The organism is Actinosynnema sp. NPDC091369, assembly GCF_044757065.1.
GTDB lineage: Bacteria > Actinomycetota > Actinomycetes > Mycobacteriales > Pseudonocardiaceae > Actinosynnema.
In genome coordinates, this window is the sequence record NZ_JBIVUG010000009.1 from 67,376 (window position 1) to 87,922 (window position 20,547).

At 73.1% G+C, this 20,547-nt stretch carries 16 protein-coding genes and 1 pseudogene; 12 read left to right on the plus strand and 5 right to left on the minus strand.

Going from position 1 to position 20,547, the window contains the following annotated elements; all coding sequences use genetic code 11:
• Positions 1-3 precede the first annotated feature (3 nt).
• The 4 genes from ACIQMJ_RS29115 (at position 4) to ACIQMJ_RS29130 (ending at position 6,670) form a co-directional block, all read left to right on the plus strand.
• Complete coding sequence (locus ACIQMJ_RS29115) at positions 4-1,644, plus strand: DNA polymerase Y family protein (RefSeq protein ID WP_499764195.1); 1,641 nt, start codon at positions 4-6, stop codon at positions 1,642-1,644.
• On the plus strand, positions 1,644-1,901 hold the full coding sequence (locus ACIQMJ_RS29120; protein ID WP_499764196.1) for a hypothetical protein: 258 nt from the start codon (positions 1,644-1,646) through the stop codon (positions 1,899-1,901). Before ACIQMJ_RS29115 ends, ACIQMJ_RS29120 begins: the two co-directional genes overlap by 1 nt.
• The gene (locus ACIQMJ_RS29125) at positions 1,901-5,203 is read left to right on the plus strand and encodes an error-prone DNA polymerase (RefSeq protein WP_499764197.1); all 3,303 of its coding nucleotides are present in this window, start codon (positions 1,901-1,903) and stop codon (positions 5,201-5,203) included. The genes ACIQMJ_RS29120 and ACIQMJ_RS29125 overlap by 1 nt, the downstream gene beginning before the upstream one ends.
• Positions 5,204-5,317: 114 nt before the next feature.
• Entirely contained in the window at positions 5,318-6,670 is a 1,353-nt protein-coding gene (locus tag ACIQMJ_RS29130; protein ID WP_499764198.1) for a hypothetical protein, read from the plus strand.
• A 392-nt stretch (positions 6,671-7,062) separates the two neighbouring features.
• Here ACIQMJ_RS29130 and ACIQMJ_RS29135 read toward each other — a convergent pair whose 3' ends face one another.
• The gene (locus tag ACIQMJ_RS29135; RefSeq protein ID WP_499764199.1) at positions 7,063-7,629 is read right to left on the minus strand and encodes a dihydrofolate reductase family protein; all 567 of its coding nucleotides are present in this window, start codon (positions 7,627-7,629) and stop codon (positions 7,063-7,065) included.
• 75 nt (positions 7,630-7,704) lie between these two features.
• Here ACIQMJ_RS29135 and ACIQMJ_RS29140 point away from each other — a divergent pair, with 75 nt between their 5' ends.
• On the plus strand, positions 7,705-8,295 hold the full coding sequence (locus tag ACIQMJ_RS29140) for a TetR/AcrR family transcriptional regulator (RefSeq protein ID WP_499764200.1): 591 nt from the start codon (positions 7,705-7,707) through the stop codon (positions 8,293-8,295).
• Here ACIQMJ_RS29140 and ACIQMJ_RS29145 read toward each other — a convergent pair.
• The 4 genes from ACIQMJ_RS29145 to ACIQMJ_RS29160 are packed head-to-tail and all read right to left on the minus strand — an operon-like array spanning position 8,270 to position 11,578.
• The gene (locus ACIQMJ_RS29145; RefSeq protein WP_499764369.1) at positions 8,270-8,563 is read right to left on the minus strand and encodes a DUF3017 domain-containing protein; all 294 of its coding nucleotides are present in this window, start codon (positions 8,561-8,563) and stop codon (positions 8,270-8,272) included. The genes ACIQMJ_RS29140 and ACIQMJ_RS29145 overlap by 26 nt on opposite strands.
• Before the next feature lie 19 nt (positions 8,564-8,582).
• Positions 8,583-9,431, minus strand: a complete 849-nt coding sequence (locus tag ACIQMJ_RS29150; protein WP_053721596.1) for a bifunctional methylenetetrahydrofolate dehydrogenase/methenyltetrahydrofolate cyclohydrolase — start codon at positions 9,429-9,431, stop codon at positions 8,583-8,585.
• Between the two features lie 16 nt (positions 9,432-9,447).
• On the minus strand, positions 9,448-10,398 hold the full coding sequence (locus ACIQMJ_RS29155) for a DMT family transporter (protein ID WP_499764201.1): 951 nt from the start codon (positions 10,396-10,398) through the stop codon (positions 9,448-9,450).
• The gene (locus ACIQMJ_RS29160; protein WP_499764202.1) at positions 10,370-11,578 is read right to left on the minus strand and encodes an MFS transporter; all 1,209 of its coding nucleotides are present in this window, start codon (positions 11,576-11,578) and stop codon (positions 10,370-10,372) included. The genes ACIQMJ_RS29155 and ACIQMJ_RS29160 overlap by 29 nt, the downstream gene beginning before the upstream one ends.
• A gap of 109 nt (positions 11,579-11,687) precedes the next feature.
• Between ACIQMJ_RS29160 and ACIQMJ_RS29165 the strand changes: the two genes are divergently transcribed.
• The 7 genes and pseudogenes from ACIQMJ_RS29165 to ACIQMJ_RS29195 all read left to right on the plus strand — a co-directional run bounded on the left by ACIQMJ_RS29165 (position 11,688) and on the right by ACIQMJ_RS29195 (position 20,544).
• Positions 11,688-12,188: a YbaB/EbfC family nucleoid-associated protein gene (locus tag ACIQMJ_RS29165; protein WP_499764203.1), complete on the plus strand. Its 501-nt coding sequence runs from the start codon at positions 11,688-11,690 to the stop codon at positions 12,186-12,188.
• Entirely contained in the window at positions 12,185-12,496 is a 312-nt protein-coding gene (locus tag ACIQMJ_RS29170) for a WXG100 family type VII secretion target (protein WP_499764204.1), read from the plus strand. The genes ACIQMJ_RS29165 and ACIQMJ_RS29170 overlap by 4 nt, the downstream gene beginning before the upstream one ends.
• Positions 12,497-12,552: 56 nt before the next feature.
• Positions 12,553-12,897 (plus strand): annotated as a pseudogene (locus tag ACIQMJ_RS29175) (WXG100-like domain-containing protein); the annotation flags it as partial.
• A gap of 1,300 nt (positions 12,898-14,197) precedes the next feature.
• Positions 14,198-14,371 carry a hypothetical protein gene (locus tag ACIQMJ_RS29180; RefSeq protein ID WP_499764387.1) on the plus strand — a complete coding sequence of 58 codons (174 nt, stop codon included), beginning with the start codon at positions 14,198-14,200 and terminating at the stop codon, positions 14,369-14,371.
• Between the two features lie 431 nt (positions 14,372-14,802).
• Positions 14,803-18,606, plus strand: coding sequence for a glycohydrolase toxin TNT-related protein (locus tag ACIQMJ_RS29185; protein WP_499764370.1), 3,804 nt, complete (start codon positions 14,803-14,805; stop codon positions 18,604-18,606).
• Positions 18,569-19,045 carry a hypothetical protein gene (locus ACIQMJ_RS29190; RefSeq protein ID WP_499764205.1) on the plus strand — a complete coding sequence of 159 codons (477 nt, stop codon included), beginning with the start codon at positions 18,569-18,571 and terminating at the stop codon, positions 19,043-19,045. The genes ACIQMJ_RS29185 and ACIQMJ_RS29190 overlap by 38 nt, the downstream gene beginning before the upstream one ends.
• On the plus strand, positions 19,042-20,544 hold the full coding sequence (locus tag ACIQMJ_RS29195) for a TNT domain-containing protein (protein WP_499764206.1): 1,503 nt from the start codon (positions 19,042-19,044) through the stop codon (positions 20,542-20,544). The genes ACIQMJ_RS29190 and ACIQMJ_RS29195 overlap by 4 nt, the downstream gene beginning before the upstream one ends.
• Positions 20,545-20,547 lie beyond the last annotated feature (3 nt).

A 20,547-nucleotide genomic window follows, 5' to 3' on the forward strand; every position in this document is an offset into this window, starting at 1 on the left:
GCCGTGGACGTCCCCTCGAAGAAGGTGAACCCCCTGCACACGCTTGCCGTCTGGTGCCCCGACTGGCCGGTGGTGGCGGCCTCCGCCGAGGTCTCGTTGCCGCCGCACCTGCCCGCTGCCGTCGTCCGGGCGAACGAGGTCGTCGCCTGTTCGGCGGTCGCCCGTGCCGAAGGGGTGCGGCGCGGGATGAGGCGGCGGGCGGCCCAGGGGCAGTGCCCCGAGCTGGCCGTCTTCGAGTACGACGAAGTGCGCGACGCCCGGCTCTTCGAACCGGTCGCGGCGGCGGTGGAGGAGCTCGCGCCCGGGATCGAGGTGGTCCGGCCGGGGCTCGTGGTCGTCGCGGCCCGAGGGCCCGTCGGGTACTTCAAGTCCGCCGAGGCGGCCGCCGAGCGCCTGGTCGACCACGTCGCGGTGCACGCCGGGGTCGAGGCGCAGGTCGGGTTCGCCGACGGGCTGTTCGCGGCGACCCTGGCCGCGCACCGCGGCCTGGTCGTGCCGCCCGGCCGGACCCGCGAGTTCCTCGCGCCGCTGGGCATCCACGAGCTCGACCAACCCGCCGAACGCCGCCAGGACCGCGCCGCGCTGGTCGACCTGCTGCGCCGCCTCGGCCTGCGCACCCTGGGGGCGTTCGCCGCCGTGCCCGAGCGGGACGTCGCCACCCGCTTCGGCCGCGCCGCCGTGCTGGCCCACCGGCTGGCCGCCGGGCTGGAGGAACGGCCCCGGTCGCGCCGCCGCCCGCCACCCGAGCTGTCGGTCACCCGCGACCTCGACCCGCCGGTCGACCGGGTCGACGCGGCGGCGTTCGCGGCCAAGGGCCTCGCCGAACGCCTGCACGCGGGCCTCGCCGCCCGCGGCCTGGCCTGCACGCGCCTGGGCATCCGCGCCACCACCGAGAACGGCGAGGAGCTGCACCGGGTGTGGCGCTGCGCCGAGCCGCTCACCCCGCAGGGCATCGCGGACCGCGTCCGCTGGCAGCTCGACGGCTGGCTCACCCGTGCCCGCTTCTCCCGGGCCGGCTTCTCCCGGGCCGGCTTCTCCCGGACCGGCCCCACCTCCGGCATCCACCTGCTGCGCCTGGACCCCGAGGAGGTGGTCGACGCCACCGCGCTGCAACTGGGCCTGTGGCCGGGCGCGGGCCAGGACCAGGGTGAGGCGGCCGAACGGGCGGCGCGCGCGATGGTGCACGTCCAGGGCCTGCTCGGGCCGGACGCCGTGCTCACGCCCGTGCTCGGCGGTGGACGTGGACCGGTCGAACGGGTGCGGCTGGTGCCGTGGGGCGACGAACGCGTCCCGGCGGCGGACCCGGACCAGCCGTGGCCGGGGCAGCTGCCCGCGCCGTCGCCCGCGACGGTGTTCGCCGAACCCGAACCGGCCGCGCTGCTGGACTCCTCGGGCGCGGACGTCGTGGTCACCGGCTACGCCGAGCTGGTCGTGCGCCCGCACCGGATCGTGCACGGCGGCCGGGTGCGGCAGGTCGTGGCGTGGTCCGGGCCGTGGCCGGTGGACGAGCGCTGGTGGGACGCGGAGAACGCGATGCGCGGCGCTCGGCTGCAAGTGCTGGGAACCGCCGCGGACGGCGAGGAGCAGGCGTTCCTGCTGATCCGCGCGGGTGGCAAGTGGGCGGTGGAAGGGGTGTACGACTGATGAGCGGTGACTTTTCCGAGTGGGACCACCATGGGTGGGATCGCCGTGGGTTGGCCGAGTGGCTGGCCGCCTGCGCCGTGCCGGACCGGCATGACGTGCCTGAGCAGCGCGACGTGCCTGAGCAGCGCGACGTGCCGGACCGGAGCGGCGGACCGGCCTACGTGGTGAGCTTCGGCTGGCTCCCGGCGCAACTGCCGCCGCCCGCTCCGGAACAGGTGATCCCGGCGCCCCGGCGAGCACCAGACGACGCGCGCTGATGGGTTGGAACAACCCGCCGGTCCGGTGGTCGGAGCTGGAACGCGCGCTGTCGGGGAAGCCACCCGCCCCCGACGGCGGCGACAGCCCGGCGTGGACGCACCGCCGCGAGCGCTACGAAGCGCCGCCCGACTTCGCGGTCAAGGTGGACGAGCTCGGCTCGACCCGAGCCCGCGTGCCGTACGTCGAGCTGCACTGCCACTCCAACTTCAGCTTCCTCGACGGCGCGAGCCACCCGGAGGAGCTGGTGGAGGCGGCGCAGCAGCTCGGGCTGGACGGGTTGGCGCTGACCGACCACGACGGCATGTACGGCGTGGTGCGGTTCGCCGAGGCCGCCAAGGAGCTCGGCGTGCGCACCGTGTTCGGCACGGAGCTGAGCCTCGGTCTGTCCGCGCCGCAGAACGGCGTGCCCGACCCGGAAGGCGAGCACCTGCTCCTGCTGGCCACCAACCGCGACGGCTACCACGCGCTGTGCCGCACGATCACCACCGGTCAGCTCGCGGACGGCAGCGAGAAGGGGCGGCCCGCGTACCGGCTGGAGGAGGTCGTCGCCGACACCCGGGACGACTGCGTCGTGCTCACCGGCTGCCGCAAGGGCGCGGTGCGCCGGGCGTTGGCGCGGGAGGGACCGGAGGCGGCGTTCGCGCAGCTGCGCCGGCTGGTCGACCTGTACGGGGCGGACCGGGTGTTCGTGGAGCTGACCGACCACGGCTACCCCGAGGACGGCCCGCGCAACGACCTGCTCTGGGGCATGGCCCACGACCTGGGGCTGCCGACCGTGGCGACGAACGCCGCGCACTACGCCGTGCCCGCGCGCGGTCGATTGGCGGCGGCGATGGCGGCGGTGCGGGCGCGGCGCAGCCTGGACGAGATGGCGGGCTGGCTGCCGCCCGGCCGCACGGCGTGCCTGCGGTCGGGGGAGGAGATGGCCCGGCGGTTCGCCCGGTTCCCCGGCGCGGTGCACCGCTCGGCCGTGCTCGGCTTGCAGTGCCAGTTCGACCTCAGGCTGATCGCCCCGCAACTGCCGCCGTTCGACGTGCCGCCGGGGCACGACGAGAACAGCTACCTGCGCGAGCTGACCTACGAGGGCGCGGCCCGCCGGTACCGGTCGATCGGCGAGAACCCCAGGGCGTACCAGCAGGTCGAGCACGAGTTGAAGATCATCGAGGAGCTGAACTTCCCCGGCTACTTCCTCGTCGTGCACGACATCGTCTCGTTCTGCCGGCGCAACGGCATCCTCTGCCAGGGCCGGGGTTCGGCCGCGAACTCCGCGGTCTGCTACGCCCTGGGCATCACCAACGTCGACGCGGTCCGCTTCGACCTGCTCTTCGAGCGGTTCCTGGCGCCCGCCCGCGACGGCCCGCCCGACATCGACCTCGACATCGAGTCCGACCGCCGCGAGGAGGCCATCCAGTACGTCTACCGCAAGTACGGGCGACGGCACGCCGCGCAGGTCGCGAACGTCATCAGCTACCGCGGCCGGTCGGCGATCCGGGACGTGGCGCGGGCGCTCGGCTACTCGCCCGGCCAGCAGGACGCGTGGAGCAAGCAGATCGACCGCTGGGGGCCGCTGCGGTCGACGGTGGAGGAGAGCGGCATCCCCGGCCCGGTGCTGGAGCTGGCCGCCGAGCTGGAGAACTTCCCCCGGCACCTCGGCATCCACTCCGGCGGCATGGTCATCTGCGACCGCCCGGTCAGCGAGGTGTGCCCGGTGGAGAAGGGCCGGATGACCGACCGCACGGTGCTGCAGTGGGACAAGGACGATTGCGCCTCCATCGGGTTGGTCAAGTTCGACCTGCTCGGGCTGGGCATGCTCTCGGCGCTGCACTACGCCATCGACCTGGTGCGCGAGCACGAGGGCGTCGAGGTCGACATCGGCGACCTCGACCTGGAGGACCAGCGCGTCTACGAGATGCTCCAGCGCGCCGACTCGGTGGGCGTGTTCCAGGTGGAGAGTCGCGCCCAGATGGCGACCCTGCCCAGGCTCAAGCCCCGCACGTTCTACGACCTGGTGGTGGAGGTCGCGCTGATCCGACCCGGCCCGATCCAGGGCGGCTCGGTGCACCCCTACATCCGCCGCCGCAACGGCAAGGAGCAGTGGGACTACGACCACCCCCTGCTGGAGGGCGCGCTCAAGAAGACCCTCGGCGTGCCGCTGTTCCAGGAGCAGCTCATGCAGATCGCCGTCGACGTGGCCGACTTCAGCCCCGCCGAGGCCGACGAGCTGCGGCGCGCCATGGGCGCGAAGCGCTCGACGCACCGCATGGAACGCCTCCGCGAGCGCTTCTACGAGGGCGCGAAGGCCAACGGCATCGGGCCCGAGCTGGCCGAGAGCATCTACGCGAAGCTGCTGGCGTTCGCCAACTTCGGCTTCCCCGAGAGCCACGCGCTCAGCTTCGCGCACCTCGTGTTCGTCAGCGCGTGGTTCAAGCTGTACCACCCGGCCGCGTTCTGCGCGGCGCTGCTGCGGGCCCAGCCCATGGGCTTCTACTCGCCCCAGTCGCTGGTCGCGGACGCCCGCCGGCACGGCGTGCGGGTGCTCGGCCCCGACGTGAACGCGAGCCTCGCGCACGCCACCCTCGAACGGGTGGACGGTGAGCAGGCCGTGCGCATCGGGTTGGGCGGCATCCGGACCATCGGGCAGCAGGTCGCCGAAGAGGTCGTCGCGCGGCGGGAGTCGGGCGGCGGTCCGTTCCGGGACATGGCGGACTTCGGCGCGCGGGTCCGCCTGACCACCGCGCAGGTGGAGGCCATGGCGACGGCGGGCGCGTTCGGGTGCTTCGGGCTGGACCGGCGGGCGGCGCTGTGGTCGGCGGGAGCCGTGGCGAGGATCCGGCCCGACCGGCTGCCCGGCACCGCGGTCGGCACCGAGGCGCCCGCGCTGCCCGGGATGGACGAGGTCGAGCTGGCGGTGGCGGACGTGTGGGCGATGGGGCTGTCCCCGGACAGCTTCCCGACCGAGTTCGTCCGCGAGCGGCTGACCGCGCTCGGCGCCGTGCCGACCGCGGGGTTGGCCGAGGTGCCCAACGGCACCAGGGTGCTGATCGGCGGTGCGGTGACCCACCGCCAGCGCCCCGGCACCGCGGGCGGGGTCACGTTCCTCAACATCGAGGACGAGACCGGGATGGTCAACGTCGTCTGCACCACCGGCTTGTGGGCGCGGTACCGCAAGATCGCGCGGACCAGCCCGGCGTTGTTGATCAGAGGGGTGGTGGAGTCGGCGGAAGGCGTGATCAGCGTTCGCGCGGAGCGGTTGCAGCAGTTGGACCTGCGAATCCCGTCCCGATCCCGGGATTTCCGCTGAACCCGGAATACGCGAATTCGTCGAACGGGCGTGCAGCCACCCGTTACCGTCGGGCGGAGTGGTGTCGGACAGTGGGGAGCACCCGGAGTCATGGCCAGAACCGCCTTGTCATTGTTGGTCACGGTTGTGGTTGCGGCGTTGTTGCCGGTGGTGGCGGGAGTCGCGCAGGCCGCTCCCGCAGCGGGTGTCCGCGCCAGTTACGCGAACCCGGTCCGGGTCAACGGGCGCGTCGACGCGCAGGCCACCGTCACGCGGTTGCGGGAGATGAACGCGAACACCTACGCGTTCCTGGTCTACAACGAGAACGACTGGAACGACTTCGAGCCGTTCCTGCGCGAGGCGCAGGCCGTCGGGCTGACCACGTGGGCGTACCTGGTGCCGCCGACCGAGTGCCCCGGGGTCGACGACACCTGCTCGACCTACCTGCCGCACCGGAAGGACTACGTCGCCTGGGCGCGGGCGATCGGCGCGCTCGCCGCGCGGTACCCGGTGCTGAAGGCGTGGGCGATGGACGACTTCTTCTACAACAAGGCGTTCTTCACGCCGACGTACACGGGGCAGGTGCGCGCCGCCGCGGGGATCGACTTCTACCCGGTGGTCTACGTCCGCCAGCTCGACCAGGCGTTCGTGACCTCGTACGCGGGCGTCATGGACGGCCTGATCCTGCCGTTCAACGACTCCCCGAACCGCAACACCCTGTGGACGGGGTCGTTGCGCGGTCACCTCGACACGGCGGTCTCGTTGCTGGCGGCGAAGAACAAGAAGCTGCTCCTCATGCCGTACGCGTCGACCCTGTCGAACACCACGGTCACACCGGACGTCGATTACGTGCGCACGGTGACCTCCGTCGGCCTCGAGTACATGAACGCGGGCAAGATCGCGGGCGTCGTCCAGTACGCCCTGCCGCTCACTCCGGGGTTGCCGCAGTCCCAGGACGTGTCGTTCGCGCACACCGGACGTGGCGGGTTGGTGTTCACCGTGCACGGCAACACGGCCACCGTGGCGGGTGACTTCGCCGCGGCGAGCACGACCGTTCGGCTCGACGCCGGGTCGACGTCGTGCTCGATGGTGTTGTGGCACCAGGACGACTGGGGCTCCAACACGCCGGGCTACCACATGAAGCAGGCGCTCGTCGGTGGCACGAAGGTGTGGGAGCGGGACGTCGCCAGCGAGGGCGTCGACTGGTACACGTCGTCACCGCGCGACCTGACGCCGTACTTGGTCAACGGGGTGGGGACGTTGACGTTGCGGTTGTACGAGGCGAAGGGCGTGGCGAACTACCGGGTGCTCGCGAGGTTCGACGATATCCGGCTGACGGGGTGCCATGTCGCGAACGCTGATTTCGAGGTTCCGGGTGGGTGGACGTTCAGCAGGGGGAACGGGCCGGTGTTCGGCGGGATCCACATCTCGGATCCGGTGTACTCGACGACGGTGCACGGTGTGGTTGGGGCGCTGTACGCGGGGTGACGGGTCCGTGGGTGGAAGCGGTCGCTTCCGCTCAGGGACAGCCGGGGGTCAGGGACACCCACTAAGCACCGCCGCCATTGCCACGCACCGCCGCCGCATCAGCCACCGCCGATGGCGCCACTTCGGCACCGTCGCATCCGCCCGCCTGCCGCGTGGTGTCAGCCCATCGGTGGCCTCAGTCGGCCGTGCGGCTGGGACTGGGGTTGCGTCGCAGGTGGTTTGGGGTGGCTGTCACCTCACTCATGTGTGAGTTGGCCGTCGGTTCGATGCGCGTACTCCGGCGAAGTCGCGCGTGGGTCCGGCTCGATGTGACATGGGGCCCTCACAGGCACCCCAGGCAGGCCGAACCCATGTCACATCGAGCTTCGGCTGGTGGTGGCGGGTTCGTGCGGTCAGGCGTCGGATTTGGTGTAGGTGGTGAAGACGACGCCGGTGTCGAAGGTTCTGGTGGTGGCCTTGGCGAACCGGGCGGTGGGGAGGTCGCCGGCGAAGAGGGGGATTCCCTTGCCTAGCACGATCGGGTGGATTTTCAGGACTAGTTCGTCGATTTCGGGTAGAAGGGTGGCGGCGAGCCTTCCGCCGCCGCACAGCCAGATGCCCAAGCCCGGTTCTTCTTTCAGCGCGCGGACTTTGGCCAGTGGGTCTTCGGCGATCACTTCGACGTCGGGCGGTGTGGTGGTCAGCCTGGTGGAGACGACGTACTGGCGTAGGTGTGGATAAGGGCTCGGTAGTCCGCCCGGGACTTGGTAGGTGGCGCGGCCCATGAGGATCGTGTCGAAGTTCTTGTTCGGGGCGTCGATGCCCATCGCCTCGCGGGCCTGGGCGGGCAGGGTGTCGGGGTACTCCTCGTAGAGGGCGGTCATGTGGTCGCCTTCGAAGAGGAAGTCGCCGAAGCCGCCCTTCGGGTCGGCGATGAAGCCGTCGAGCGAGGTCGCGACGAAGTAGGTCAGGGTTCGCATGGTCGGGGCTCCTCCGGGGGTTGGTTACCACTCTGACTGTAGTACTATGGTTGGAGTGGTTGTCAAGGAGGGATCTTGGTGCGTAACCCGAACAGGCGTACGGCGTTGGTCAACGCGGCTATCGAGGTGTTGGCGCGGGAAGGGGCGCGAGGGCTGACGTTCCGCGCCGTGGACCAGGAGGCGGAGGTGCCCAACGGCACCGCGTCGAACTACTTCGCCAACCGGGACGACCTGCTGCGGCAGGTCGGGGAGCACATCCACGTGCGGCTCTCGCCCGACGCCCGGAAGTTGGCCGAGGCGATGGCGCAGCCGCCGGACAAGAGCCTCGTCGTGCGGCTGCTCCAGGAGTTGCTGGAGCGGCTCCAGGTGGACCGGACGGGGTACCTGGCGCTGTTGGAGCTGCGGCTGGAGGCCACCAGGCGGCCCGAGTTGCAGGCGGCGCTGACCAGGACGATCAGCGAGAACCTGGAGCAGAACGTCCGCTTCCACCTGGACGCGGGCCTGCCCGGCGACCGCACCACGGTGGTGTCGCTCTACCTGGCGATGAGCGGCCTGATGGTGGAGCGGTTGACCCTGCCCGACGTGCTGCCCGAGGACCAGATGAGCGAGGTGATCACGGAGCTGGTCGAGCGGACGCTGGTCAGCGGTCCAGGGGGCCGCCGATGATGGTCATGGCCACGAAGATCACCGCGAAGCCCAGGCCCGAGTAGAGCAGCGCGTCCACGCTGCGCCCCCGGATGGCGATCAGGCCCGCCTGCTCGTCGGTCACCAGGACGCGCAGCAACGCCGCGATGAGCAGGGCGAGGCCGATCAGGACCGCGCCCTGCCGCCAGTGGTACTGCACGATCCGGAGCAGACCCAGCCCGACCACCACGAGCACCAGCGCGAACGGCAGGTGCTTGCCCGCCGCGGAACGCCAGCGCTGTTCCGGCAACAACTCCACCGCTTCCGCCTCAGGCCGTGCGCTCGGCTGCCTCGACCGTGTTGGTCAGCAGCATGGCAATGGTCATCGGGCCCGCGCCACCCGGGATCGGCGCGAGGAAGCCCGCCACCTCGGCCACGGACGGGTGAACGTCGCCCACCAGGCCGGCTTCGGTGCGGGTGATGCCGACGTCGACCACGGCGGCGCCGGGCTTGACCATGTCGGCGGTGATCAGGCCGGGGCTGCCCGCGCCCGCGACCACGATGTCCGCCCGCCGCACCTCGGCGGCCAGGTCCTTGGTGCCGGTGTGGCACAACGTCACGGTGGCGTTCTCGGAACGCCTGGTCAGCAGCAGCCCGATCGGCCTGCCGACCGTCACGCCGCGACCCACGACGGTGACGTTCGCGCCCGACAGCGGCACGTCGTAGCGCCGCAGCAGCTCGACCACGCCGCGCGGGGTGGCGGGCAGCGGCGCCTCGTCGCCGAGCACCAGCTTGCCCAGGTTGACCGGGTGCAGGCCGTCGCCGTCCTTGCGCGGGTCGATGCGCTCCAGGATCGGGTTCGGGTCCAGGTGCTTGGGCAGCGGCAGCTGCACGATGTACGCGGTGCACGCCGGGTCGGCGTTCAGCTCGTCGATGACCTCTTCGAGCTGGGCCTGCGTGGTGTCCGCGGGCAGGTCGCGGCGGATCGAGGTGATGCCGACCTTCTCGCACGCCAGGTGCTTGCCCCGCACGTACGAGTGCGAGCCCGGGTCGTCGCCGACCAGCACGGTGGCCAGCCCCGGTGTCACCCCCCGCTCGCGCAACGCGCCGACCCGCGCCCGCAGGTCTTCGAAGATCGCGTCCCGGGTGGCCCTGCCGTTGAGGATCGTCGCAGTCACGTGCCTCATCCTCTCATCACCGCCGACCGGGCAGTGCGGCGACCACCACCGCGAGCAGCGTCAACGCCGTGCCCACCAGCGCGAGCACGGACACCTGCCCACCTGCGGCGGGAGCGAGGACGTCCACCGCGAGCGCGCCGACGAGCTGCCCGGCGACCTGGCACAGCCCGACCAGCAGGACGCCCAGCCACCGCACCGCCAGCACGGCCGAGCCGATGGTGCAGACCCCGAGCGCCCCGCCCGCGTAGAACCACGGCTCGCTCGGCGCGGCCGCGGGCAGCCCGCGCACCGCCACGTCGACCGCGCACACGACGAGCAGCACGGCCGTCCCGGTGCCGAAGTTGATCAGCGTGGTCACGCGCGTGCTCTGCGCCGCCTCGCGCACCAGCCCGTTGACCGCCTGCTGCCAGCCCAGCCCGATCCCGGCCAACGCGGGCAGCAGCGCCAACCACAGCGCGGACGCCTCACCGGCCTCGTCCGCCACCGCCACCGCGACCGCCACCACGGCCAACGCCGCACCGGCCACCCGCGGCCCGGTCAACGGCACCCGCCCGGCCGGTCCGATCCCCGCCCGGTCCACCAGCAGGCTGCTCACCGCCTGCGCGCCCACCGCCGCCACGGTGAACACGGCCACGCCCAGCGTCGCGACGGTCAACCCCTGCGTGGACACGAAGAACGCGCCGCACGCCCCGCCGACGCACTGCCACCAGCGGATCCGCCCGTCCCGCAGCGACGACCGCAGCCGCGCCAACCCGGCCCGACCGGTGGCCGTCGTCGGCACGCCGAGCAGCAACAGCAGCAACCCGCCGCCGAACGACACCAGCGCGGCCAGGAACCCGTCGCCGAACACGTGCCCCAGCTCGCCGTTCAACCGCCCCTGCACCGCCAGGAACGCCCCACCCGCGAACGCGAGCAGCGCCCCGACCACCCGAACCCGGTCACCCAACGGGAACCGCCCCCCGCTCACGCGTCCGACTCGCCAGCACCGCGCCGAGCAGCGCCGCCACCGCCCCGGCCCCGGCCGCCGCGGCCGGCCCGAAGTGGTCCAGCAGCGACCCGGCCACCGGCAGCGCCGACGCCGAGCCCGCCGTGGTGAACGTGCCCATCCAGCCGAACGCCTCGGCCTTGCGGTCGTCCGGCGCGAGCCCGCTGATCCGCTGGTTGTTGGCCGCGATGGCGGGCGCGATCGCCATCCCGCCCACCCCCAGCACCACGCCGATCAGCCACACCGACGACGGCTCCACCACCGGTGGCAGCACCAGCACCAGCGGCGCGATGCCCAGCGCCATCACCAGCATCCGCCGGGTGAACCGGGGCTGCCCGGCGAGCCCGCCCGCGATCAGCCCGCCGACCACCGACCCGATGCCCCACACGGCCGTCAGCACACCGGCCATCGCCGGTCTGCCCAGGTCGCGCGCCCACGCGATGATCACCATGTCGATCGACACCAGCGACGCGACCATGAACAGCGCGGTCAGCAGCGCCAGCACCAGCGACCCGTCCCGCAGCAGCGTCCGCCCGCCGACCGCGGCCGCCCGCGCCACCGGCCGGTCGATCCCCGCCCGGCGCAACGCCCCGCCGAAGCCCGTCGCGCCGAGCACCGCCAGCGCACCGCACAACCACAGCGCGACCTGCGCGTTCCACACCGCCACCACGGTCGCCGCCAACGCGGGCCCGACGACGTACATGACCTCCTGCATGGACGCCTCGACGGTGAACACCGCCGACTGCGCCGGTCCCGTCGCCAGGCGCGGGAAGCTCGCCCGGCTCATCGCCGTCACCGGCGGCGTGGACAGCCCGGTCAGGAACGCGACCGCCACCGCCGACGGCCACGCCGCCCCCGGCAGCACGGTCGGCAGCGCCCCGAGGACCGCGATCCCGACCGCGTAACCGGCCGACGTGACCAGCAGCAACCGCCCGGCCGGGCTCCGGTCCGCGGCCCGACCGCGCAGCGGCCCCGCCACGCCCATGCCCAACGTCAACGCGCCGCCGACCACGCCCGCCGCCGCGTACGACCCGGTCCACCCGGCTATCAGGAACGACACGGCCAGGGGTGTTCCGGGCAGGTGGATGCGGCCGATCATCGACCACAGGAGCAGCCAGGGCAGGTGGGGGATCGCGGCGAGTTCCCGGTACGGACGGAGCACGGTGACACTCTGCCCGGGCGCACCGACGACGCGGTGCCGAATTTCGGTGGGAACCCATCGGCCTCGGTTAGCGTCAGCACCTCTGGAGAGCGCTCACGAGGGGACCGCTGTGACCGATCCGACAGGACGACGGGCCGAGCTGGAGGCGCGGAACGCGGCCATGCGCGAGCAGGTCGACTCCCTCCTCGGCGAGCTGCGGAAGAAGACCGAGGAGCTGCGCGAGACGCAGGCGCGGGCCATGACCATCACGGCGACCGCCGTGTCCAAGGACGGTGCGGTCCGCGCCACCGTCGACTCGGCGGGCGCGTTGACCTCCCTGGAGTTCTCCGCCAACGCCTTCGAGCGCACCACGCCCGACAAGCTCGCGCGACTGGCCACCGAGACCGTGCAGCAGGCCGTCGCCAAGGCGCGGACCGAGCTGAACGAGGTGCTGGCCCCCGCGCAGCAGGGCGCGAGCATCGACCTGTCGGAGATGCTGCCCGGCGTGCCGTCGTTGGCCGACCTCATCCCCCAGCCGCCCGCGGTGCCGCAGCCGTCGCAGCCGCGTCGGCCCGCGCCGCCTCCCGACGATGACGACGGCGACAGCATCATGGACAGGAGTGGCTGGTGAGCGGGTTCGATGTCAGCGTGTCCGGCCTGCGCAGGGGCGCGGCCCAGTTCGGCGCGGCCGGTGATTCGCTGGGCGGCGTGCTGCAGGCGTTGAACTCGGCGTTACAGGCCGAGGGGCAGTGCTGGGGCGGCGACGAGTCCGGGCAGGCGTTCGCCAAGCAGTACGTGCCGAACTCCCAGGCGACGTTGGCGGCCTTCGGCAACCTCGCCCAGGCCCTGGCCGACATCCGCACCGGCGTGGACCAGACCGCCGATGCCTACGAGGGTTCCGACCAGGGCAACGCGACCGGGATCTCCCGGACTTACTGAGGGGCACTGCGGTGGGCATCGAGATCCCGAGCGAGGTCACCTGGCTCTTCCCGATCGTGGTCGGGCAGAGCTGGCCGGAGGGTGACGAGACGGCGTTGCGGCGGATGGCCGACGCCTACCGCACGGCCGCGCAGGGCGTGAAGTCGGTCATCGACGAGGGCAACGGCGCGGCGTCCACCGTGTACGCGAGCCAGACCGGCGAGGCCGTCAAGGCGTTCGAGGAGTACTGGAAGAAGTTCTCCGCCGGTGACGACTCGTACCTGCCGAAGTTGCAGAAGATCTGCGAGCAGTTGGCGGAGAGCTGCGACAACACCGCGCTGGAGGTGGAGTACACCAAGCTGTCGATCATCGCGTCGCTGATCGCGCTGGCGATCGAGATCGCCGCGCTGGTCGCCGCGGCGTTCGGCACGTTCGGCGCGTCGACGGCGGGCATCCCGATCGCGCAGCAGGCGACGCGGCTGATCGTGCAGTTCACGTTCCGGCAGTTGATCATCGCGATCCTCAAGGAGGTCGCGATCTCGGTCGGCATCGACGCGGCCATCCAGGCGGTGCAGGTCGCGCGCGGCGACCGCGAGTCGTGGGACTGGGGCAAGACGACCGAGGCGGCGGTCTCGGGTGCGGTGTCCGGTCTGGTCGGCGGTGTGTCGGGCGGGCTGAAGTTCGAGGGCGGCGGGCTGGCGGGGCAGGTGGCCGTCGGCGCGACGCGCGGTGCGGTCGAGGGCGCGGTGTCCACGGTGGGCACGGCGGCCGTGATGGGGCAGGACATCTCGGCGCGGGACGTGCTGATGGGCGCGTCGGCCGGTGCGGTGTCCGGTGGCATCGGCGGTGCGAAGGACGGCATCTCCGTCGAACCGCCGCGGGTCGACCCGGCGGGGGCGCCCGGCGCGCCGCCCACCCTCGGGCCCACGCCGGGTGGTGGCGTTCCCGGTGCGGCGTCGCCCGCCGGTCCGCCGGTGAGCCGTGACGGCTTGAACCGACCGCCCGCGGGGACGACGGCGACCGCGTCGGTGGCCGCGCCTCCCGCTCCGGGGCCGCGGGTCAGCGCGCCGCCTTCGGTCGGCGGGGACTCGTCGCCCGGTGGCTCTTCGGCACCCTCCACGTTCGGCGGGACGCTCGGTGGCCCGTCCGGTGGCGCGCCTGGTGGGCGCGGCGGCGCTTCGGTGCCGACGTCACCCGGCGGCGGGGGGACCGGGCCTTCCATCGGCAGCCGGTTGGGCACCGCTCCGAGCGGCCCGGCACCGTCCGCCGCAGGTCCCGCCGCGGCCCCGACCTCTGCTCCGGGCGGTTCCACCGCGCGGGTGCCGGCCGCCGGTCCGGCGTTCACGCCCGGTCCGGCCGGTGCTGCGCCGACCGGTTCGGGTGCCGCTCCTGGTTCGACTCCTCAGGGCGGCTCGACCTCGCCCGGCGTCCGGCCGGGCGGCATGGCGCCGGTGATGCCCGGTGGCGCTGCCGCGGGTGGTTCCGCGTTCGGCGGGACTCCGGGCGGGACTACTGGTGGACCTTCCCACGGTGGACCGGTGTCCGGTGGTCTGACGCCGGGTAGCGGTGTGCCGGCTGGTTCGCCGCTTGGCGGGCCGACGCCGGGTGGACCGACGCCGGGTGGTTCGCCTCTCGGTTCGACGCCGGGTGGTTCGACACCTGGTGGGGCGGTCCCGGGCGGTGCGGTGCCCGGTGGTTCGACGCCGGGTGGTTCGACGCCGGGTGGTTCGACGCCGGGTGGTGCGGTGCCGGGCGGGCCGACGCCGGGTGGTGCGGTGCCTGGGGGATCGACGCCTGGCGGACCGGTTCCCGGTGGAGCGACTGCCGGCGGGCCGGTTCCCGGTGGTGCGCCTGTTGGCGGGGCGACGCCTGGTGGCCCTGTTGGTGGTGGCGTGATCGCCGGTGGGATGCCGCTTGGCGGAGCTGTGCCCGGCGGGGCCGCTCCGGGTGGTTCGACGCCTGGTGGTTCAGCTCATGGGTCGACGCCTGGTGGTGCGGTGCCGGGTGGGCCGACGCCAGGGTCTGTGCCTGCCGGTCCGACCCAGGCTGGTCCGACGCCTGCCGGCCCTGCGTCCACTGGTTCCGGGCCTGCTGCTGCGCCCGGTTCGGTGCCCGGTTCTGCACCCGCTGGTGGTCCTGCGCCGGGTGCCGGGATGCCCGCGGCCGGGGCTCCGATGGCCGGGGCGGCTGGTGGGGCTCCGCCGGCTGGTGGGGGCGGTGGTGGGCGTGGGCCTGCCGCGCCGATCGCCAGTGGGTTCGCGCCCGAGCCCTCGGCTTCGCCCACTTCGTCGCCCGGTCGCGACCAAAGCCCTCGTGGGCACGATGCCGTGACCGCCAGTTCGCTGACCGGGATGCCGGTCGAGTCGCTGCCCGCCAACGGTCCCGTGACGATGCCCGAGCAGCGTGGTCCCGCGACCGCCGCGCCGCCGCCGATGCCGTCGCCGCAGCCCGGTGGCTTCGGCCCGCAGCCGGGTGGGTTCGGGCCGCAGCCGGGAGGTCCCGCGCCGGCTGGTCCGCCGCCCGCCGGTCCGCCGCCGGCACGACCGGACGCTTCGGCTCCGACGCGTGCGCCGGAACCCGCGGCACGGCCGGTCGCGTCGCCGCCCACGGCCCCGATCCGCACGGACGGCCCCGCGCCGGCCGCTCGCGGCGGGGACGGGCCGACGCCGACCGCGGACGGGCCCAAGGCGGACAGCACGCCGACGCACAGCACACCGACCGACAGCACCCCGACCGACAGCACCCCGGCGGACAACGCACCGGCCGGCAGCACGCCGCCCGACGCGACGCCCGCGGCGGACGGCCCCGATGGCCCCGCGACCACCGAGACGCCGGTCGACCTGGTCGGCGAGGCCGGTGACGAGCACTCGCCCGCGTCCAGCCACGAGTGGCCCGCGGACACCACGCCCGGCACCACCGCCGACGCGGACACCGGTGCGAAGGCCGACGCCGACCCGTTCCCCCACAAGAACGTCTGGAACCAGCCGGCGGGCGTGGTGCCCGGCTTCTCGCACGACGGCGACTACGTCCCGGTCCACGAGAGCACCGGCCCCACCGACCAGTCCGTCGGCACGTACGACCAGCGCGCCGCCGCCCTCATCGAGCCGACCTACCAGCCCTACGGCCCGTACGGCGACTACCAGTCGTTCCGCGACGCCCACTCCAAGCCCGACGGCAGCATCGACTGGCCGCCGAACCAGGGCGCGGACGGCCCGCGGGTCGTCGTGGAGCTCCCGGCGGGCACCGTGCTCGACCGGTTCGGCAGCCCCAACGGCGACTTCCTGTCCCCGTTGCGCCCGGACGGCCAGGCGTACGGTTTCGGCGAGCGCGCGATCATGCCGGACAGCCTCGGCAAGGGCTACCACGTCTACGTCCTGGACGCCCCGCTCACCGTGGAGCTGGCAGCGGTCGCGCCCGCGTTCGACCAGAGCGGTGGCGCGCGGCAGCTCCAGCCCGTCCTCGACGCGGCCCTCGCGGACCCGAACACCGGCAAGATGAGCGTCCAGCGCCTGATCGACCTGGGCGTCCTGCACGAGGTCGACGTGCCGCCGGCCGATGGCCGCGTGCTGCCGCCCGACTTCGGCACGTTCGACCGCGACGGCAACGTCCGCACGTCCGACCCGGTCACCGTCGCCGACGCGCGCGACGGCGCGTTCGACGGCTACACCCCGGCCGACCCGCCCGCGAGCCTCACGCCCAACCCCGACCTCGGCCCGGTCGCCCACCAGGGCCCGATCCCGATCGGCGAGGTGTCCCAGCGCGTCGACCAGGCGATCCGCAACAGCCAGGTCACCGACTCGGGCGTGGCGCTGCACACCGAGGACCGGCTGCGCGACCTGTCCAGCCGCATCCCGGCCAACGCCGACCACGTCGTGCTGGACATCCACACCGACGGCGACGGCGTCCGCATCGGGGACACGCACTACACCCGCGCCGAGCTGGTCCAGCTCATCACCAACCACCCCGACCTCGCCGACCGCACGATCATGTTCGTCGGCTGCGACGCGGGCGCGGGCGGCGAGAACAGCCTGGCCGCGCACGTCGCCCGGGAGACCGGTCAGCGCGTGATCGCCCCGGACGACCTGGCGTGGTCCGATCGCGACGGCAACGTCTACAGCAGTTCGCCCAACGAGTCGGGCACCGGCCCGAAGCTCCCGCCGGACGGCGGCTGGCACGCGTTCGAGCCCGACGGCACGCACGCCCCGGCCGGTGAGAACGGCATGCCGCCGGGCCACGAGCCGAAGGGCGACCTGGCTGGTGACGGCCAGGAGCACCGCGGTCGCCTCGACATCGAGCCGCAGGTCCAGCAGCCGTGGACGGCCCCGGAGACCACGCACGAGCAGCACGTCCAACTCCGCGACGACCAGTCGTTCTTCCACAGCGGCCAGGACCTGCCCCGCGACACCCGGATCACGGTCCGCGGCGAGGACGGCCAGGTCCGCACGGTCGTGCACGTGGACGCCGACGGCAAGGTCCACGTGGACGCCGTCGCGCCCAACACCCGCCACGGCGACAACCCCGAGGTCCGCCACCCCGCGCCGAACGCCCACTACCGCGTCGAGCTCGGCCACCGCCACGACGTCTTCGTGGCCAACGCCGACGGCACCCGCCAGACGGCGCAGGACACGATCAAGGTCGGCGACCGGGTCGTCACCGTCGACCGCGCGGTGATCGTCGAGCCGGTCCCCGAGCCCGCCGACGGCCGCCGGGTGATCGACCGCGACCACCCGCTCGCGCCGAGGCCGGACGAGGCTTTCACCGCCCGCACCGACCTCCCGCCGAACACGCGGATGGAGGTCCACGACACCGACGGCACCTACCGCGGCACGGTGCAGACCGACGCCGACGGCAAGCCGAGGTGGGTGGCCGCGCCGGACTACCTGTCCACCGACGTGCGCAACCCGGAGGTGCAGCACACCTCGCAGGGCACGAACTACAACATCGACCGCGGCCCGCTGCACCAGGAGTTCACCACCGACGCCAACGGCCACCCGCAGCACGCGGTCGAGCGCGTCGAGCCGACCACGACCAGGCAGGAACCGGTCACCGGCCTCAAGCAGGGCGAGCCGTTCAGCCGGCCCGGCCAGGTGCACGACCCCAGCACCGAGTACCTGGTCACCGACGAGCACGGCCAGCGCCGCGGCCGGTTCCTCACCGACGAGGCCGGTCACGTGGTGTTCGAGGACACGCACTCGGGCCAGCGCAGCCGGGTCAACGCCGAGATCGCCCAGGCCCCGGTGACCGCGCAGGTGACCTCGGACGGCTTCTACGGCCTCGGCAAGGCCGAGCACCCGACCCGGACCTGGCCGACGCCCGCCAACGGCGAGGTCGAGCTGGCCGCGCAGCGCACGAAGACCGCCGACGGGTACGTGTACTCGGTGAAGGTCGTCAGCGGCGACACCAGCGGCTGGACGCCGGAGCAGCACGCCGCCGTCACACGGCCGTTCGGCAACGCCGACCCGTTCGCGGCCCGCGCCGACCTGCCGCCGAACACCCGGTTCGTGCTCGACGACCACAAGAAGCAGGGCTACGGCACCTTCCAGACCGGCCCGGACGGCGCGGCCTCGCACGTGCACACGTTCCGGCCGTTCAGCCCGGACCTGAACAACCCGCTGCCCAACGCGGTGCTGGTCGCCGACAACGACGCGTGGCGCGGTCGCACCAACGGCGACGGCGAGACGGTCGCCACGACCGGTCGGCCGGACCTGAAGTCCGGCGGCGCGATCCGGCGCGACGGCAGCGCGCAGCTCGAGGTCGGCAACCACGGCGAGGTCGACTCGGACGGCAGGAAGCTGTCCGACGGCGGCCACCACCAGGGCAACGAGACCGGCGGGCCCGGTGAGGCGGCGAACCAGTCGAGCCAGCAGCGCGACCAGAACCAGGGCAACGAGCGCCCGGCGTTCGTGACCGCCGAGACGTGGCACCGGATGGAGCGGGACCGCGCGAAGTTCCTGAAGTCCGGCGGTACGGTCGAGATGATCGACACGTTCGCCCTGCGCGACCCGCTGCAACGCCACCCGCACACCTACCAGACGCGGTGGCGTGTGACGCTCGCCGACGGCACGACCGAGATCTACGTCAGGAGCTACCCGAATGAGCACAACGCAGCCCTCTGGCCGGCCGACTTCTGAGCAGCGCCACGACGAGCTGCTCCAGCACATCGGCGGCATGCTGCTGGACGCTGCTCCGGACGGCTTCCGGCGGATCGACCTGCTCGTGCGGATGACCGTGGCGGTGCAGGACGCGACGCTGAAGGTCTACATGCCCGACCGCGGCACCCCCGAGGTGATGCCGCCGGAAGGGCTGAACGCCGCGTTCCAGGAGATGCGGCAGGTGCTGTACCAGCCGGGTCGCGGCACGTGGTTCTCGGCGCGGTGCGTGGTGAACGCCCCGGTCCGCATCGACATCACCTACAACTTCGACCACGACCCGCGGTTCGACCCGCCCGTGCCGGCCGCGGACTTCGCCCGCGACCTCCAGGTCTTCCCCCGCGACGAGACCTTCATCCCCGACTGGCTGCGCGCCAAGCTGGTCGAGGCGAGCGAGACGACCGAGGAGCAGAACGCATGACCGCGCCGCAGCTGGACGTCGAGGACCAGAACGCGATCCTCGGCTCCGTCACCACCCTGCTGGTGCAGCGCCTGCCCGGCGACTGGGAGCAGCTGTTCGTCGACTTCCGGATGGTGGGCCGCCACCTGGAGACGCAGGTCTCCGGGCTGACGATGTACGGCTCGTCCTTCGACTGGGAGCTGCCGCCGGAGGCGCTGCCGTTCTTCGTGCAGCTGCGCGAAGGCATGGCCCGCGCGGGTTACGGCACGTGGTTCACGCTGAAGTTCCACCTGGTGCACCCCGACACGTACTCGGCGGAGTTCGACCGGGACGCCGAGCCGGACTGGACGCAGCCGCCCGCGCCGCAGCACTACGCCGAAGAGCTGGAGCTCCACCCCCGTGACGACGACGCGATCCCGGCGTGGCTGCGAGAGCGCGCGGGCCTGGGCGCGGCGCCGAGCCCGGTGATCGCCGCGCCGCTGTTCGACGGGCCGGACCCGCGGGTGCACGACCGGCCCGCCGTGCACCCGCAGGAGCTGGACGACGTGCTGGCCTACCTGGAGAACGCGCCGGTCGTGCTGGCCGCGCGCTCCTACGGCCCGGACGCGCTGGACCCGGACGCCACGCCGTCCGTGCCGCTGTCCTTCCACACCGACGGCACGTGGGTGTGGCCGGGCGGGGTGGCGCACTACCTGCGCGCGCACCACCTGCCGCCCGTGCCGCAGCTCGTGCAGCACATCCGGGACAACGGCTACACCGTGCCGCCGGTCGACCCCGAGGCGGAACGGGCGGCGGCGGCCGTCGCCACCGGGCAGGCGGAGGGCGCGCCGCTGCCCGAGCACAAGCCGCGCGTGATCACCGAGGTCGACCAGCGCGCGCTCGACCACCTCAAGGAGCGGCTGGACCACTTCGGGGTGGCCGAGTCCGAGTACGGGATCGTGGAGCCGAAGCCCGACGCGTTCGTGATCGAGCCCGCGCCCGGCCCCTCGGGCTGGCAGGTCCAGTTCTGGGACGCGAGCCGCGGCCCGCACGGTCGGCCGCGGGTCTACGAGCACGCGGTGGACGCGGCGAAGGTGCTGCTGGCCGAGCTGCTGTGGCGCGCCGACCTGGACCGGACGCGGGCGGCGGCGGACACGGGCGCGCTGGTGCTGCCGGTGGCGGACATCCAGCCGCTGCCCGACGAGCCGCCGCTGTCGCTGTTCCGCGACCGCGAGAACGTGGTCGTCCCGCCCGGGACCGAACTGGACCGGTTCGGTGCGGAGTCGGGCAACCTCGTCTACGCCGCCGGCACCCTGTTCGGGCAGCGGTCGTTGCCACCGGATTGGCTGAACCGCCGCTACCACGTGTACCGGGTGCAGAAGCCGGTGCCCGCGCTGAAGGGCGTCGCCGTGCCGTGGTTCGGGCAGGCCGGCGGCGGCACGGGCTACTTCCTGGCGACCTCCGTGCGCGACCTGCTGGCCGACGGGAGCCTGGTCGAAGTGCCCGCGGCGACCGCCCCGCAGCCGCAACCGGGCGTCTAGGCA

Excerpts from the sequence above, each read along its gene's own strand:
- ACIQMJ_RS29120 (WP_499764196.1), top strand. The coding sequence starts at position 1,644 with ATGAGCGGTGACTTTTCCGAGTGGGACCACCATGGGTGGGATCGCCGT.
- ACIQMJ_RS29125 (WP_499764197.1), top strand. The coding sequence starts at position 1,901 with ATGGGTTGGAACAACCCGCCGGTCCGGTGGTCGGAGCTGGAACGCGCG.
- ACIQMJ_RS29135 (WP_499764199.1), bottom strand. The coding sequence starts at position 7,629 with ATGCGAACCCTGACCTACTTCGTCGCGACCTCGCTCGACGGCTTCATC.
- ACIQMJ_RS29190 (WP_499764205.1), top strand. The coding sequence starts at position 18,569 with ATGAGCACAACGCAGCCCTCTGGCCGGCCGACTTCTGAGCAGCGCCAC.
- ACIQMJ_RS29195 (WP_499764206.1), top strand. The coding sequence starts at position 19,042 with ATGACCGCGCCGCAGCTGGACGTCGAGGACCAGAACGCGATCCTCGGC.